Raw genomic sequence first — 15,685 nt, 5'->3', positions numbered from 1 at the left:
GGTCGGTCATGGCGGCAGTAAGCGCCAAGAGAAAACGGCCTCGGCGGGGTTGCCAATAAGAAAGGTAACGCGCGTTACTTCCCTGTGAGGCTATCACAGAGCCGGCACTGCTGTTGCGACGTGTTGCTCGCCGGCTCCGCTTGCCGAGCGCGCCGGAAGTAGCCGTGGCGCACGGTGTTGGTTACCAACGGGTGGCCGAGTCGGCCGCTTACGTCGTGAATCGATCGACGATGCGCGGCACTTGCAACGGGTTCTGTTCCCGGAGTTCGGGCGGAAGCAGCGGATCGGGTGTGTTCTGGTACGCGACAGGGCGCTGCCAGCGCTCGACAGCGGTGGCCCCGACAGACGTGGACGTGGAGGTCGACGCGGGATAGGGGCCGCCGTGGTGCTGCGCGGCAGCGACCGCCACGCCGGTCGGCCACTGGTTCACCACCAGCCGCCCGGCCACAGCGCCGAGCCTGGTGAGCAGGGCATGCGTCGAGTTGTCGGTGGAGTCGGTGTCGCTGATGTGAACGGTGGCGCTCAGGCTACCGGGCAACAGGCCCATCGCAGGGTCGAGGTCTTCGACGGAGTCGTAGCGCGCCACCACCGTCACCGGGCCGAAACATTCCTCGAGCAGTACGTCGTGCTCGGCCAGAGCGGTGACGGGAGCGGTCAGCACGGCTGCGCCGGCGCGGCGGTGTTCGTGGATCGCTGTCACCACCGTTTCCACACCGGGCAGTGCGCCGCGGGCGGCCACCCCACGGATGAAGTTCTCGCGTATTCGGTCGTCCAGCATGAATCCTGGTTCGGTGCCCGCGATCGTCTCGACCAGTGTCGTCAGGACGTGATCCCCGTCGGCACCGGACGGCAGGAAGACGAGACCGGGTTTGACGCAGAACTGGCCGTTGCCCAGGGTCATCGAGCCTGCTAAGCCGGTACCGATCTCCTCGGCACGTTGGGCCGCCGCGGCGGATGTGACGACGACCGGGTTCAGTGAACCCAGTTCGCCGTGGAATGGGATCGGTACCGGGCGCGCGGCGGCCGCGTCGAACAGGGCGCGTCCCCCGCGCACTGAACCGGTGAATCCTGCTGCCGCAACGAGCGGATGCCGGACGAGTGCCACACCGGCGTCGAAACCGTGCACCACTCGGACCACATCCGGAGGCAGGCCGCTGCGTTGCGCGGCGTCCTGGAGTACCCGGGCAGTGGCCTCGGAGGTTGCCGGATGGTCCGGATGGGCTTTCACCACGACGGGGCAGCCGGCCGCGAGCGCGCTCGCGGTATCGCCACCGGCGACGGAGAAGGCGAAGGGGAAGTTCGATGCCGCGTAGACGGCGACGACGCCGATCGGGACCCGGTACCGACGTAGGTCCGGGCGCGGTGGCACCGCGCCCGGATCCGCGTGGTCGATGATCACGTCGAGGAAATCGCCGACTGTCACGATCTCCGCGAACATCCGCAATTGCCCACTGGCGCGAGCGATCTCGCTCGTCATCCGGGGGATTCCCAGGGCAGTCTCGGCATCACCCACGGCAGTCAACTCTTGTTGCCGCGTATCGAGCTCATCGGCGGCCGCGCGCAGGAACTCGGCACGGCGTTCACGATCGGCGAGCGAAGGGAGCGTGGCGTGTGCGGCGCGGACCGCGGTGTTCACCGCGGGCGCGTCCGCCTCGATCGTCACCTGTTCGCGTCGGGCGCCGGTGCGGGCGTCCAGACTCCATACGGTTGCTGTCGTCACAGTATTCACTCGAGCGGTCACCTGACCGATTCTGGGCATGTCCCAGCGTCCATGCCAGGCGGTTGCCGCGAGTTTCCGCCGAGGGTTGCCGACGGCCTTGACCAGGTGAATCGCCCGGCTAGGCTCGCTGTCGGAGTGGGGGCTTCGTCTGAATTCTGATGGGACACAAGTATGCGAATCACGCGGCTGGACACCCATGTCGTCGGTACGCCGTGGCGGAATCTGACGTATGTGACGGTTCACACCGACGACGGATTGGTCGGTGTCGGCGAGACCCGGATGCTGGGGCATACCGACGCGTTGCTCGGGTATCTGCGTGAGGCGGAGCGTAATCACATCCTCGGCTCGGACCCGTTTGCCATCGACGATCTGGTGCAGCGGATGAAGTACGGGGACTACGGCCGGGCGGGTGAGATCGTGATGTCGGGTATCGCCTGCGTCGAGATGGCGTGCTGGGATATCAAGGGCCAGGCGCTCGGTGTGCCGGTGTGGCAGCTGCTGGGCGGCGCGGTGACCGACAAGGTCAAGGCCTATGCCAATGGGTGGTACACCACCGAGCGGACACCGGAGGCCTACGCGCACGCGGCCCGCGGTGTGGTCGAAAGGGGCTACCGAGCACTCAAGGTCGACCCGTTCGGTGCCGGGCGGTTCGAACTGTCGCACCGGGAAACGATGACGGCGGTGGCGCTGATCGAAGCCATCCGGGACGCGATCGGCCCCGAGGTCGAGCTCATGCTGGAGATGCACGGCCGGTTCAGCCCCGCGACCGCAGTACGCCTGGCCCGTGAGCTGGCACCCTACGATCCGGCGTGGCTGGAGGAGCCGGTGCCGCCGGAGAACTTGAAAGCACTGGCGAAAGTGGCGGCGCAGACGCAGACTCCTATCGCGACCGGCGAGCGCATCCACGATCGCATCGAGTTCCGCGAGCTCTTCGAGAGTCAGGCAGCCGATATCGTGCAGCCCGATCTCGGGCATATCGGCGGGATCGGGGAGACCCGCAAGCTGGCCGCGACCGCGGAGACCCACTATGTGCTGGTGGCCCCGCACAATGTCGGCGGCTCCGTGCTCACCGCGGCCTCCCTGCAGGTCGGTTTCAACACCCCCAACTTCAAGATCTTGGAGCACTTCAACGATTTCGCCGACCAGGAGATCGAGGCCGTGGTGCAGGATGCGCCGCAAGTCGTCGATGGCTACTTCCACCGCAGCGATGCACCGGGCCTCGGGGTACGTTTCGACCCGGATGCGGCCGCGGAGTTCCCGCAGAAGCAGGCACATTTCGACCTGTGGGCCGAGGGCTGGGAGAAGCGTGCCCCGAAGGTATGGCAATGATCGGTCCGTCCGGGGCCGAACTGATCATCGACCGGCCGGGCTCTTTCCGGATCGCCGCGCACCGACCACATCCGCCGGGCTACGGCGAGGCCCTGGTGCTGGTGCACACCGTCGGCGTGTGTGGTAGTGACCGGGAGATCTTGCAAGGAACCCGGCCCGAAGGTTTCGTGCGTTATCCAGTGGTGCCGGGCCACGAATGGTCCGGCACGGTGGTAGAGGTCGGCCCCGGCGTGCCCGTGTCGCTGGTTGGCCGGAAGGTGGTCGGCGAGGGTTTCCGGAACTGCGGGCAATGCGATCGGTGCCGATCCGGCGAGACGACGCTGTGCACCGCGGGCTACCACGAAACCGGGTTCACCACCGCAGGCGCGATGGCGACGACTCTGACGCTACCCGCGAGGCTGTTGCATGTGCTGGCCGATGACGCCGACCTCACTGCCGCCGCACTGCTGGAGCCGGCCGCCTGCGCTGCCGCAGCGGCGCTGAAGGCAGCGGTTGCGCCCGGAGAGCGGGTCGCGGTGGTGGGCACCGGGGCGCTCGGACTGCTCACCGTGCAATTGCTTGCCGCGTGCTCCCCGGCGCATCTGCTCGTCGTCGGGCGGCATTCCCATTTCGACTCGCTCGCCACGGAATTCGGCGCGACCCGCTATCGGATCAGCGACGATCTCGCTGATGAGGGCGACTTCGATCTCGTGGTCGAAGCGGCGGGAGCGCCCGAGTCTGCTTGTACCGCGGCCGGGCTGTTGCGTCGCGGTGGCCGGCTGGTGCTCACCGGAATCCCGGCTGCCGGCGCGGCCGGTCTGAACCCCACCGACCTGGTGGTGCGGCAAATCGAGATTCGCACCGTCTTCGGCGCACCCCCGGCCGCGTGGGCGTATGCCGTACGAGCCTTCGGTGCCGGGATTCTGAGACCCCGGCCGCTGGTGACCCACCGGTTCCAGCTGGCGGAATTCGCCGCTGCGATGGACCTGGTTCGCAGTGCCGACCCCGCCGTCGGCAAAGTCCTGCTGGCTCTCCCAGCGGGCTCCGGTCATCACCACCCCCATCGAGAGGATACGACGTGAGCGGTGTACAGCAAGCCCGGCGTGCGGGCGAACCCCACCTGGCGGACCTCGGACTATCTGGTCCTGAGCATCGTGACGGCGACGCGTCGCCGCGAACCTTCCCGGACGGCGGCACCTGGCGGATCGAGATCCCGTCCGTCGAAGGACCGGAAGCCGTCGTGACAGTGCTGGCGGAATCTCAGCGGCTCGATGTCCCGGTGCACCGGATCAGCCAGGGCAGCGGGATCTGGATGCTGACCGACGCCGAGATCGCCGAGATGGTCGAAGCCTGCGCCGCCCACGACGTCGAGCTCTGCCTGTTCACCGGACCCCGTGCGACATGGGATATCGGCGCGGGCACCCGGACCGCTGCCGGAGGGACCGGTCCCCGCGCGCTCGGCCATGCAGGGCTGGCTGGATGCGTGGAGGATGCCGTTCGCGCGTGCGAACTGGGGGTCCGATGCCTGCTCGTCGCCGATGAGGGTGTGCTGTGGACCCTGCATCGGATGCGGTGCAACAGTGCACTGCCCGCCGACACCACCTTCAAACTGTCGGCCCTGATCGGCCCGGTCAACCCCGCCGCAGTCGCGGTGTACGAGCGGCTCGGCGCAGACTCGGTGAATGTGCCTTCGGACCTGACCGTCCAGCATCTCACCGAGATTCGCCGTGCGAGCTGGGTCCCGCTGGACCTGTACGTCGAGACACCGGACGATCTGGGCGGGTACGTGCGAATGTACGAGGCGGCCGAGATCATCCGCCGGGGTGCGCCGGCCTACCTGAAATGCGGCCTGGCGAAAGCGCCGGGTATCTACCCCGCGGGCCTGCATCTGCGCGACACCGTGCTGACGACGGCTCGGGAACGTGTGCGCCGGGGCCGTCTGCTGATGGATCTGCTGGCGCGGCACGGAGCCGGAGATGGCCTTTCTCCGATCGGTGCGCGGCTACCCGGCGAGCTCCGCCGGTTCCCGGCCGACGAGGCCCCCGAGTGACCGACTGGTACGAAGCCGTCGCGGCCGGCGCCGAACTCGGTGAGGGGCCGACCTGGGACGCCGAGTCCGAGAACCTGTGGTGGGTCGACATCCTGGCGTCCCACGTGCACCGCCTCCATCCGGCCACCGGGACGAACGAGACTCTTGTCCTGAACCAGCATGTAGGTGCGATCGCACCACGCGCGACCGGCGGATCGGTGCTGAACCTCCGGGACGGCGTGGGGCTGCTCGACCCCGCAGGCGAATTCTCCTGGCTCCACTTCGAACCGGTGCCGGGCCGCCGTGGCAACGACGCCGCCGTGGCCCCGGACGGAGCGCTGTGGGCGGGCACCATGCGCTACGACGAGGCAGCAGGCGGCGGCACTCTGTCCCGGATCGCCGCGGATGGTGCTGTCACCCTCGTACTGGACGACGTCACGGTAAGCAACGGCATCGGCTGGAGCCCCGATGGTAGCCGGATGTACTACGTCGATTCGCCGACCCGGCGCATCGACGTCTTCACGTTCGTCGACGGCCAGGCGCGGGACCGCCGGTCATGGGTCGAGATCGAACAGGGGGCGGGATGGCCGGACGGCCTGACCGTCGATTCTGCCGGCGCAGTGTGGGTTGCGCTGTGGGACGGAGCGGCTGTGCGCAGGTACACGCCGGATGGACGCCTCGACCAGGAGGTGCCGCTGCCGGTGTCGCGTCCGACCTCCTGTGCGTTCGGTGGTTCGGGGCTGACCGATCTGTACGTCACGAGCGCCCGGACCGGGCTCACCCGTCCGCAAGTCGAAGCGGGTTCGCTCCTCGTAGTACCCGATGTGGGACGAGGTCTTCCACAGACCTGCTTCGCAGGCTGACAGCCCCGGTAGGGCCCTTATCGAAGGATTCGTTATCTTTTCGTGACCTCGACTTGTTGCCTTCGGATGCGCTGACGCGGTTGAGTACTAACGCGCGTTGGTAAGCGCGTTTGTTAGAGAATCGCCCTAGACGGGGCGGAGCTTTTTTTCCGACGACGAGGTCTCCATGACGCTGTCCTGCACAAATGATCCGGCCGAGTCCCAGCCGGCTACCGGCTTACCGGTGACCATCTATGACGTTGCGCGCAAGGCCGGCGTCTCACCGTCGACTGTCTCCCGCGCGTTCTCCCGGCCAGGAAGGGTCAGTGCCGAGACGGCGGCACGCATCCGCAGTGTTGCCGAGGATCTGGGTTACCGAGCCAAGCCGCTGCATCAGGCCTGTCGGGATCAGAAGTCGTCCACGGTTGTCGTGGTCCTTCCCGATGTCACGAACCCGGTCTATTTCGGACTGATCCGTGGGATCGAGGAAGCGGCGGCTGCGGCCGGCTACGGCGTCATGCTGGCCGACACGCGATGGTCAGAGGCACAGGAACGTGCAGTATTCGACCGGGCCCTGGTCGGTTTCGACGGTGTGATCTCGGCAGGTTCGCGACTGTCCGATCGAAGCTTGCGTGCAGCGGCGAGCCGGTGTCCGACGGTCCTGCTGAACCGGATCGTGCCCGGAACCCGCAGCGCGAACTACGATATCGCGGCAGGAGTCGGCGCTGCACTGCGCCACTTGGCGGATCTCGGACATCGGTCGGTCACCTATGTAGCCGGTCCGGCCGAGTCGTGGGCTGACGGTATGCGGTGGCGGGCGGTGCGCGAAACCGCGCCACAACTCGGTTTGAAGCTCTATCGCGTCGGTCCGTATATGCCCACGGTGCCGGGCGGGGCAGCGGCAGCAGAGGCGGTGCGGCGCCACCTTCCCTCGGCTGTGGTGCTCTTCAATGACATGCTCGCCATCGGTCTGCTGGGCGGCTTGGCCTCAGCGGGTATTCAGGTTCCGGGAGAGGTGAGCGTAGTGGGATTCGGCAATATGTTCGGCGCCGACTTCTGCTCGCCACCGCTGACTACCGTGGCGGCCCCGATGAGGGGTCTGGGAGCGGCAGCCTTCCGGCAGTTGGAACATGCGATGCGGAGGGCCCCGATGAATGCGCAGGACGTCGTGACGCTCCCCGCCCGGCTGGTCGTACGCAGATCAACCGGGCCGGCCCGCGGCCGGAGGGTTCTCGTGCCGACTCGGTCCCGTGGCGCAGATTCGGCCTCGGCAGGGCGGGAGCTGCGACCGGCCGCGGTGGCGCGTTCGTCGTAGCAGTGCAGCACCCTCGGTTTTGGTTGCTCGGATCAGGTCGAGCGCCGTTCGATGATGTAGGGCCGGCCCGACACCGGAGAAGACTGCGGAGGTCCGCCGGTCAGGGCGCTGACGACTGCCTCGGCGCGGCGTCGTCCCGCCGACCGGAGGTCGAAGACGACCGTGGTCAGCGGTGGTCCTGCCAGTGCCGCTGCGGGGATGTCGTCGGCGCCGATCACGGCGAGATCCGCCGGGGCGTTGCGGCCGGTCTCGCGCAGGCCGGCGAGGACGGCGAGGGCGGTGTCGTCGTCGAAAGCGCAGACGCCGCTGACCGAATCACGTGTCCACGCTTGCACGGCTTCGGTGGCGGCGGTGATATCGAGGTTCACCACGCGAACGGCGGGCGGCTCGAGCCCGGCGTCGGCACATGCTTGTTGTGCGCCGAGCAAACGCTCCTGTGCCATCGATCGCAGGTTCGGGTGTCCGGGAAGGGCGTAACCGAGTCGTCGGTGCCCGCGGCCGATCAAATGTTCGGCTTGGAGCCTGCCCACCGGTTCCATGATCGGTTCGTCCGGGTGCCCCTCGGGCAGCACCACTTCGGCGCCGGCGCGGCGCAAGGCGGCCGCGGTCTCGGGTTCGAACGGTGAGAGGCCGACGACCGCCGAGGCGTTGACCGTGGCACACACGTCCGGCAAGGGCGCGCCGTGCGCTCCGGCGAGGTGGGTGACCAGGGTCAGGTCGTGGGAGCCGAGGGCTGCGGCGAGTTCCTCGACGAAGCGGTTGATCCCGGCGCCCATCGGCAGGTCGGGGATGGACAGCAGGACGATATCGCTGCGCCCCGCGGCCAGTGCGCGGCCCGACGCGTTCGGCCGGTACTCCAGGCGCTGAGCTGCGTCGAGGACGCGTTGCCTGGTCGCTTCCGAAATCGATTGATCGGCGCGGTTGTTCAGCACGAAGCTGACGGTCGTGCGGGAGACGCCTGCCGCGAAGGCGACGTCGCTACTCGTGACACGTTTGGCGGATCGCGTCGTTTGCCTCTTCACATTCCCTGCCTGTCCAGTGTTCGACCTCGATGATCGGCGAGGGGAGCATGCGAGCGCCCGTCTCACGTTCGTGGCGGACGTGTTGTGGCCGATCCGTTATCGCCGCCTCACTTGAAGTGTATTCTGTTTTCAGGTTCAGTACTAACACGCGTTTGTAACACGTGTCAGCGCAGCATATGCGCTTGTGCCGAACGTTTCGGCCACCTGCGATGAGCAGAATCATCCCGACATCGAGGTCCTCATGACGCTCACTCCTTTCGAAGAGCCGCCCGCGGATGGACCGTCCGCGGGCGATCATCCCCTTCCCACCCGTTCCGGCCTCGCCACCGGTGAGTCCGCGACGATCACACCGGCAGGTCCCCGCTATGTCGTCATGATGATCTTCGCGGTTTTCGGCGTCTACATGGCGTTCGTTACCCCCATCGCGATATCTCTCGCGATCCGGGTGGAGCAACTCGCGCCCGGCCGTGAGCAGTATCTGGGCTATATCGCCGGTGCCGGTGGTCTCGCTGCGGTCTTGACCGGGCCGCTGATCGGCCGCCTGAGTGATGGCTTGCGTAACAGGTTCGGCCGGCGCCGCCCCGTCGCCGTCGTGGGCATGGTCGTCGGCATCCTCGGACTGCTCGTGATGGCGCAATCGCCGAATATCTTGGTGCTCTGTCTCGGATGGGTCATTGCGCAGGCCGGATTCAACGGCGTGATCACGGTTCTGCTTGCCTCGCAGGCCGATCGACTGGCCCCCACCCAGCGTGGCCGGGTATCGGCCATGCTGGGTGTTGTGCAACATCTGGCCCCGGTGGCCGGGGCGCTCATCGCCGGCTCACTGTCCAGCAACACGCTCGCGCTGTTCTTGGTTCCCGGCATCGTGGCTATGGTGGCGGTGGGACTGTTCGTCCTCGCCGTACCCGAGCCGGACACCCGGCACGCTAAGGTCCAGGCCGGACCGGTGGGACTTAGGTCGCTGGTCGGCTCGTTCACGTTCGACCCGCGCCGTTCTCCCGACTTCGCGTGGAACTGGTTGGGCAAATTCCTGTTCATGCTCGCGGTGACCTTCAACACGACATTCACCGCGTTCTTCATCGCCTCCCGCATGGATGTCAGCGTGGAGGAGGTGTCCGGAGTAGTCGCGATCATGGCGGGAGGTGCGCTGCCGGCCACCATGCTCGGCGCACTCGGCGGCGGCTTCCTCTCCGACCGGCTGCAACGGCGGCGGGTGTTCGTCCTGGTGGGCGGGTCGATATTCGCCGTGGGGGCGATCATCATGGCGCTCGCGCCGAGCGTGCCGGTCATCATCGCGGGTGTCATCATCGGCAATCTCGGGCTCGGTTTGTTCGCGTCGGTGGATATGGCGCTGATGCTGGACGTCATTCCCGATCGGGAGACCGACGCCGGTCGCTATGTCGGCATCTACCAGTTCTCCACCGCGATACCGCAAGGCGTCGCGCCCTTCATCGCGCCGCTGTTCCTGCTCATCGGCGCCGACGGTGACGACAAGAACTACACATTGCTGTATCTGGTCGCCGCGGCCCTTGCGGTGGTCAGCGGCCTGCTTGTCGCAACTCGAATCAAATCGGTCCGCTGAGAAGGGAGTGCAGATGATCGACCGAGAGTCGGTGGTCCGACGGCACAACGTGACGCTGACGGCGCCGGACGCCTCGTGCCCGGTAACGGTGGGCAACGGCGACTTCGGGTTCACCGCCGATATCACCGGTATGCAGACCTTCACTGCGTTCCATGATCAGACCGCCGCCTATCCGGCGGGTCGGCTGGCGGTCAACACCGCCACCATGACCTCCTGGGGCTGGCACTCGATGCCGAACCCGGACGGGTTCGTGCTCGACGATGCCATGTCCACCTATGAGACGCCACGCGGTGCGGTGCAGTACCCGGACAAGTTCGATATGGCCGCCGTGTTCGGCGCCGGGGTGCCGGAGGAATACCGGGCCGGGACGTGGTTGCACGTCAACCCGCACCGCCTCGACCTGGGCCGGATCGGGCTGGCGCTGCGACCCCACCCAGGAAGCCAGGCGGCGGATGACCCAGCCGTACTCGACGTTCCGCACCAGCAGCTCGACCTGTGGACCGGCACGGTCACCAGTGCCTTCGAGTACGAGGGACGGAAAATGCAGGTCACCACCGTCGCCGATCCGCAGCTGGCCCGTGTTGCTTTCCGGATCGAGTCGGCGCTGCTCACCGCCGGGCTGGCCACCGTCGCCATCCGGTTTCCCTACGCCAGCACCGGTTTCTTCCACACCGCGGATTGGGCTGTGCCGGAACGGCATCGGACTGTGCTGGAGCACACCGGAGAAAGCTCGTGTGTATTCGGGCGCACCCTCGACGATACCGAGTACTCGGTGCGCCTCGAATGGTCCGGTGGCCGGCTCGCCGAGTGTGAAGAAGGGCACCACTTCGAGCTCACCGCCGGCGATGACACCCTCGAACTCGTCGTCACCTTTCTCCCGAGGGGCGGTGCCGACCCCGAACCCGGCGAGTTCGCCGCGGTCCAGGACCGTGCGGTGGCCAGCTGGCGGGAGTTCTGGCAGTCGGGTGCTGCGATCGATTTCTCCGGCAGCAGCGATCCGCGTGCCGCGGATCTGGAACGCCGGGTAGTGCTGTCGCAGTACCAGACCGCTGTGAACTGCTCCGGCAGCCTGCCGCCGGCGGAGACCGGATTGGTCACGAACTCGTGGCAGGGCAAATTCCACCTCGAGATGCACTGGTGGCATGCCGCGCATTTCGCTGCCTGGGGCAGACCGGAACTGCTCGAACGCAGCCTCGGGTGGTACCTGTCCATCCTCGAATCGGCGCGCGCCACCGCGCAGCGGCAGCGCTACGCCGGAGTCCGGTGGCCCAAGGCGGTCGGCCCGGAGGGCCGAGAGAGCCCATCGGATATCGGCGCGCTGCTCATTTGGCAGCAACCGCATCCGCTGTATCTGCTCGAGCTCGTCTACCGAAACGAAAAGGACGAGACCGCCCGGCAGGAATTGGTGGCGCGTTACGCCGAATTGGTCGAGCAGACTGCGGAATTCATGGCCGATTTCACCGAGGAACGCGACGGGACACATCACCTGTCGGCGCCGCTGGTGCCGGCCCAGGAGTTCTACGACGCCACGACCACCGCCGACCCGACCTTCGAACTCGCCTACTGGTGGTGGGGCTTGGAGATCGCGCAGGGCTGGCGGGAACGGCGCGGCTTGCAGCGGCGCGCGCACTGGGGGCGCGTCCAGAACGGGCTCACCCGGCCGCACCGGGACGGTGGTGTTTATCAGGCGATCGCCACCGAGCCCTACCTGCGCCGAGACGACCATCCCTCGTTGTTGTGTGCCCTCGGCATGGTTCCCGCCACGCCACTGATCGATCGCGACATTATGGCGGCAACCCTGCTCGACGTGCGCGCGAAATGGAAATGGGATTCGGCGTGGGGCTGGGACTTCCCCGTGATGGCGATGACCGCGACCAGGGTCGGCCGCCCGGACCTGGCGATCGATTCGCTGCTGATGGATACCGCGAAGAACACCATCAATCGAGTCGGCCACAGCACACAGATCGGAAGCCTGCTGCCGATCTACCTGCCCGCCAACGGCGCCCTGCTCGCGGCAGTCTCACTCATGGTCGCCGGCTGGGCAGGCGGATCCACCAACTGCCCGGGCTTCCCGGACGACGGCACATGGACGATCCGGCAGGAAGGGTTCATGGCCTGGCCCTGATGGGCAGGGCTCAGACCTCAGGTGTCCTCCTGCGGTGAGATATCGGGGTGCAAGATCGTGGCGCCGTTTGCGCGGGCGGTCTCGCCAAGCCATGCCAGGCTGGGGTTGGGATGACGGTCGAAGGTATCGCGGTCCACGGCGATAAGACCGAATGTCGGATTCCAATGACCCCATTCGTAGTTGTCCAGCGCGCTCCAGTGCAGATAGCCGCGCACGTCGATACCGTCGACGACAGCCTCCATCAAGTGGCCCAGTGCCGCTGCAGTGGAGGCGACGCGCCGGGAGTTGTCCGCAGTGGCGATCCCGTTCTCGGTGACGATGATCGGCAGACCGGTCATCTCCCAGGCGTGGCGTACGGCGATGCCGATCGCGTCGGGCCGGTAGGCCGTTCCGACCACCGTGTTGTCCGGGTGCGCTGGATGCGGCACGATTCCGCTCGCGTCGACCGCCTGGGAGGTGTAGGCCTGCACGCCCAGCCAGTCGTCACCGCGCGAGGCTTCCAGATACATGTCCTCCCACGCGTAACGGATCTCGGCCAGTTTATGTTTGTTGCCGGGTATCGCCGTAAACGCCGGGTTGGCGATGGCCCAGCCGACCTCGGCGCCTATGCCTTCACGAACGATGTCCCGGACCGCGAGGTGTGCCTCGATGAAGGGACGCCCGTAGGCCGGCGTCGGGACCGGTAGCGACGCGGCGATGAGGTCGCGATCGTCGAGCTCGCATCCCCCCGCGATCCGGAGCCGCCCGGGGCCACACACGAGCTGCCGCTCGCCCCGGCCGAGACGGCGGTTGCAGGCGCGCCCACGCGGACTCGCACGGAGAAGCTGTCTCGGGTCCGCCGCACCATCGCCGCGCGCATGCTGGCATCGCTGCACACCTCGGCCCAGTTGACCACGGTGATCGAGGCCGACCTGACCGAGGTGGCGGCCCTGCGCGCACAGACCAAGGACGACTTCTACGCCAGAACAGGGCACAAGCTGACGTTCCTGCCATTCGTCACGATGGCTGCGGTACAGGCTATAGCAGAACACCCGGTCATCAATTCCGCACTCGACGCCGAGTGCACCACGGTCACCTATCACGATGCCGTGCACCTCGGCATCGCTGTCGACAGCCCGAAAGGATTGATGGTCCCCGTGGTTCGCGATGCCCACCGACTCACCCTCGCCGGTCTCACGGCAGCGATCTCGCAGTCGGCCGATGCGGTACGAACCGGCACGATCACCCCGGACGCGCTGACCGGCGGAACCTTCACCATCACCAATACCGGTAGTCGCGGAGCGCTTTTCGACACTCCGATCCTCAACCAGCCCCAGTCGGCAATTCTGGGTGTGGGCTCGATAGTCGAACCCCTGGTACCCGAGCGCGACACCGACGGCAACCTGCTCATCCGGGTCCGCTTGATGGCATACCTGGCCCTGTCCTATGACCACCGCATCATCGACGGTGCCGATGCGGCCCGCTACCTGGTGTCGGTCCGGACGCGACTCGAGGATTCGCGTGGCGCCGGATCCGATGGTCCATCGTGGTCCGGCGCATGATGGTCGGCGTGAGCGGCCGGCATGGCACGGCCGCCGGCCGCGCGGCGTCAGTACGTCGATACCGAACTCGAAGCGCTCGTCGAGGTCGAGGTCGACGACGTCTCGCCCCAGACGCTGCAGCGTAGGGTAATCACCGGAGGAGAAACCTCGTTCGATGTCGACGGCGCCGCTTCCCGCCGCCTGCTGTTCCTGGGTGAGGCCCAGCATGAAGTAGAACAGCGCCCACATGGTCTTGATGCCCTCTCCATCCGGAATCCCGGCCTCCGTGAGGGCAGCGGCGAGAGTCTCGGCGAGCATCATGGTGTGCTTCTCCAGGGGCGCGTTGCCCGCGGTGAGCCGGGCCCCGTCGCGGTGGGCCAGCAACACCCTGCGGTAGCGAGCCAACACCTCCTTCGCCCGTTCGATGCCGTCCTCGGGGAGATTCTCCAGCGAGAGCTCCGCGAGCACCGCATCCGACCTCAGCCCGAGCAGGCGAGCCTTGGTCCCGACCTGGAACGACACCGTGTTCACATTGACGCCCATCCGTCGAGCGACCTCACGCACGGACACAGCGTCGAGGCCTTCGTCATCGAGCAGTCCGAGGGCGGCACGGATTATGTCGTCGCGAGTGTGCTTTCGCGCCGGCACGGGTCCTCCTCGGGTCAGATCTTCGGCCTCGGCACCACCTCAGGCACTCTGCTGAATTAGGGTGCCCTGATCAAGTCAAGGTTCGCCCTGCCATACGCGCTTCGGGACACCGTGCGTGTCAGTGCAGCCGTGATCGTGACGGTGAATAGTGACGTCACCGCGCGCCAACGACAACGGTCCGATGCCCCTCCTAGTTGTCGACGCGGAACCACTCACCACATGGTGGGCGCGGCCCAGCGCCCCCGCCGCCGGGCGCCCGAAACTTGCGTCGGCCACGATCAGCGTCACTCCGGTGGGGCTTTTCAGCGGTGCGGTTGGAGGGCGGGGGTCAGTAGTCGGTGCAGGGCGGTGGGGGTGTGGCCCAGGTGTTCGCGGACGGTGCGGGTCAGGTGTGCCTGGTCGGCAAAGCCGAGGTGGGCGGCGAGGTCGGCGAGGCCGGTTTCTCCGTCGGTGATCCGGTCGAGGGCCTGCCCGACCCGTATTCGGTTGCGGTAGCGGGTCAGCGACACCCCCATGTGCTGGGAGAACACGCGGCTCAGCCGATACGGCGAGACCTTCAGCAGTGCGGCCAGAGAGCGCAGCCCGGCCGACTCCGGAACCCCCGCGATGATCGCCTCGCGGGCCGCAATGACCAGCATTCGGTCGGCGGGCCGCGGTCGTGGGATCGGCTGTTCGGCGGCGAGTGCGACGAGCCGGACCAGTTCCTCGGTCACCGCGTAGTCGATATCGCCGCCGGCGGCGGCGGTGAGCATGCGGCGGTGCGTGAGCTCGATACGCGCATCGACGTAGAAAGTCCGCGAGCTCAGCTCTCCTTTCAGAAGGCCGGGCTCGATGGTCACCGCGGTGCAGACGTCACCGCCGGCGGGGTGGGAGAACCCTTCCTCCTCACTCGGTGCGCCGATGTAGCCGACAGTGCGGTCCAGGTCGGCGAGTTCACCGTCGGCCTGGCGCCGGAACCGGCCTCGGCGCACGAGCACGAGCCGATGGTCGTCACGGACTTCCGGAGCCGAGAAGTGCGTGTGGTCGGAGCGGCAGTTCACGGTGGTTACGGTGAACTCCGGACGGGCGGCAAGGGTCGTGGCGGACAGCACTCACGGGACCGTACGCCCTGGGTACGACAAGAAACTGCCCGCAAAAATCTTCAAGACCTGCGCGGGGTCGGGCACGGATGCTGAGACGGCAACACCGACTACATCAGGGAGATAAACGAAATATGACCGTCCACGCGAACCCAGCCGCGATCACCTTCGACTGCGCCTCACCGAAGGTGATGGCGGAGTTCTACCGCGAGGTCACCGGCTGGAAGATCACCCATGTCGACGACGATTCGGCCTACCTGGGTGAGGGGGCGATCCAGCTCGCGTTCCAACGAGTCGAGGGATATCAGGGTCCCGGCTGGCCCGATACCAGCAAGCATGCCCACCTCGACTTCACGGTTGCGGATGTGAAAACCGCTACCGAGCGGCTGCGCACGTTGGGCGCGACCGTTCCCGAGTTCCAGCCGGGACAGGGGCAGTGGACGGTTCTCGCCGATCCCGAAGGCCATCTGTTCTGCCTCGCCGCTGCCTGATCAG

Annotated in this window: 12 protein-coding genes and 2 pseudogenes; 9 read left to right on the top strand and 5 right to left on the bottom strand. The window is 67.0% G+C overall.

The window, feature by feature from the left end; genetic code table 11:
• Positions 1 to 208 precede the first annotated feature (208 nt).
• Positions 209 to 1,720: an aldehyde dehydrogenase (NADP(+)) gene (locus ACIA75_RS24140; protein WP_397107643.1), complete on the bottom strand. Its 1,512-nt coding sequence runs from the start codon at positions 1,718 to 1,720 to the stop codon at positions 209 to 211.
• Positions 1,721 to 1,891: 171 nt separating this feature from the next.
• Here ACIA75_RS24140 and ACIA75_RS24135 point away from each other — a divergent pair, with 171 nt between their 5' ends.
• The 5 genes from ACIA75_RS24135 to ACIA75_RS24115 all read left to right on the top strand — a co-directional run bounded on the left by ACIA75_RS24135 (position 1,892) and on the right by ACIA75_RS24115 (position 7,214).
• Positions 1,892 to 3,049, top strand: a complete 1,158-nt coding sequence (locus tag ACIA75_RS24135; protein ID WP_397107641.1) for a mandelate racemase/muconate lactonizing enzyme family protein — start codon at positions 1,892 to 1,894, stop codon at positions 3,047 to 3,049.
• A complete protein-coding gene (locus ACIA75_RS24130) occupies positions 3,046 to 4,110 on the top strand; it encodes a zinc-binding dehydrogenase (protein WP_397107639.1) in 1,065 nt (354 codons plus the stop codon). The genes ACIA75_RS24135 and ACIA75_RS24130 overlap by 4 nt, the downstream gene beginning before the upstream one ends.
• Positions 4,107 to 5,078 carry a hypothetical protein gene (locus tag ACIA75_RS24125; RefSeq protein ID WP_397107637.1) on the top strand — a complete coding sequence of 324 codons (972 nt, stop codon included), beginning with the start codon at positions 4,107 to 4,109 and terminating at the stop codon, positions 5,076 to 5,078. The genes ACIA75_RS24130 and ACIA75_RS24125 overlap by 4 nt, the downstream gene beginning before the upstream one ends.
• A complete protein-coding gene (locus tag ACIA75_RS24120; RefSeq protein WP_397107635.1) occupies positions 5,075 to 5,920 on the top strand; it encodes an SMP-30/gluconolactonase/LRE family protein in 846 nt (281 codons plus the stop codon). Before ACIA75_RS24125 ends, ACIA75_RS24120 begins: the two co-directional genes overlap by 4 nt.
• A gap of 223 nt (positions 5,921 to 6,143) precedes the next feature.
• On the top strand, positions 6,144 to 7,214 hold the full coding sequence (locus ACIA75_RS24115) for a LacI family DNA-binding transcriptional regulator (RefSeq protein WP_397107633.1): 1,071 nt from the start codon (positions 6,144 to 6,146) through the stop codon (positions 7,212 to 7,214).
• A gap of 32 nt (positions 7,215 to 7,246) precedes the next feature.
• On the opposite strand, the gene ACIA75_RS24110 is transcribed toward ACIA75_RS24115, so the two are convergent.
• A complete protein-coding gene (locus ACIA75_RS24110) occupies positions 7,247 to 8,236 on the bottom strand; it encodes a LacI family DNA-binding transcriptional regulator (RefSeq protein ID WP_397107631.1) in 990 nt (329 codons plus the stop codon).
• 184 nt (positions 8,237 to 8,420) lie between these two features.
• Between ACIA75_RS24110 and ACIA75_RS24105 the strand changes: the two genes are divergently transcribed.
• Positions 8,421 to 9,818 (top strand): MFS transporter, encoded by a 1,398-nt coding sequence (locus tag ACIA75_RS24105; RefSeq protein WP_397107629.1) that lies wholly within the window; start codon positions 8,421 to 8,423, stop codon positions 9,816 to 9,818.
• Between the two features lie 13 nt (positions 9,819 to 9,831).
• Complete coding sequence (locus tag ACIA75_RS24100; RefSeq protein ID WP_397107627.1) at positions 9,832 to 11,943, top strand: hypothetical protein; 2,112 nt, start codon at positions 9,832 to 9,834, stop codon at positions 11,941 to 11,943.
• Positions 11,944 to 11,960: 17 nt separating this feature from the next.
• Here the strand turns inward: ACIA75_RS24100 and ACIA75_RS24095 are convergent.
• Positions 11,961 to 12,266 (bottom strand): annotated as a pseudogene (locus tag ACIA75_RS24095) (family 1 glycosylhydrolase); the annotation flags it as partial.
• A gap of 534 nt (positions 12,267 to 12,800) precedes the next feature.
• Here ACIA75_RS24095 and ACIA75_RS24090 point away from each other — a divergent pair.
• On the top strand, positions 12,801 to 13,484 hold the full coding sequence (locus ACIA75_RS24090; protein WP_397108015.1) for a 2-oxo acid dehydrogenase subunit E2: 684 nt from the start codon (positions 12,801 to 12,803) through the stop codon (positions 13,482 to 13,484).
• A 60-nt stretch (positions 13,485 to 13,544) separates the two neighbouring features.
• On the opposite strand, the pseudogene ACIA75_RS24085 reads toward ACIA75_RS24090, so the two are convergent.
• Both ACIA75_RS24085 and ACIA75_RS24080 read right to left on the bottom strand, forming a co-directional pair.
• Positions 13,545 to 14,111, bottom strand: a pseudogene (locus tag ACIA75_RS24085) (TetR/AcrR family transcriptional regulator); the annotation flags it as partial.
• Positions 14,112 to 14,413: 302 nt separating this feature from the next.
• Complete coding sequence (locus ACIA75_RS24080) at positions 14,414 to 15,202, bottom strand: helix-turn-helix transcriptional regulator (protein WP_397107625.1); 789 nt, start codon at positions 15,200 to 15,202, stop codon at positions 14,414 to 14,416.
• Between the two features lie 122 nt (positions 15,203 to 15,324).
• Here ACIA75_RS24080 and ACIA75_RS24075 point away from each other — a divergent pair, with 122 nt between their 5' ends.
• Positions 15,325 to 15,681 (top strand): VOC family protein, encoded by a 357-nt coding sequence (locus ACIA75_RS24075; RefSeq protein ID WP_397107623.1) that lies wholly within the window; start codon positions 15,325 to 15,327, stop codon positions 15,679 to 15,681.
• Positions 15,682 to 15,685 lie beyond the last annotated feature (4 nt).

Origin of the sequence: Nocardia sp. NPDC051750 (genome assembly GCF_044453135.1) — a bacterium.
In the GTDB taxonomy this organism is placed as follows: Bacteria; Actinomycetota; Actinomycetes; order Mycobacteriales; family Mycobacteriaceae; genus Nocardia.
The sequence above is the reverse complement of the archived record's forward strand: the minus strand, read 5'-3'. Positions and strand labels throughout refer to the sequence as shown.

What these genes read in the sequence shown, in the direction of transcription:
- ACIA75_RS24130 (WP_397107639.1), top strand. Translation starts at nt 3,046, where the DNA reads ATGATCGGTCCGTCCGGGGCCGAACTGATCATCGACCGGCCGGGCTCT.
- ACIA75_RS24090 (WP_397108015.1), top strand. Translation starts at nt 12,801, where the DNA reads ATGCTGGCATCGCTGCACACCTCGGCCCAGTTGACCACGGTGATCGAG.
- ACIA75_RS24100 (WP_397107627.1), top strand. Translation starts at nt 9,832, where the DNA reads ATGATCGACCGAGAGTCGGTGGTCCGACGGCACAACGTGACGCTGACG.
- ACIA75_RS24135 (WP_397107641.1), top strand. Translation starts at nt 1,892, where the DNA reads ATGCGAATCACGCGGCTGGACACCCATGTCGTCGGTACGCCGTGGCGG.
- ACIA75_RS24075 (WP_397107623.1), top strand. Translation starts at nt 15,325, where the DNA reads ATGACCGTCCACGCGAACCCAGCCGCGATCACCTTCGACTGCGCCTCA.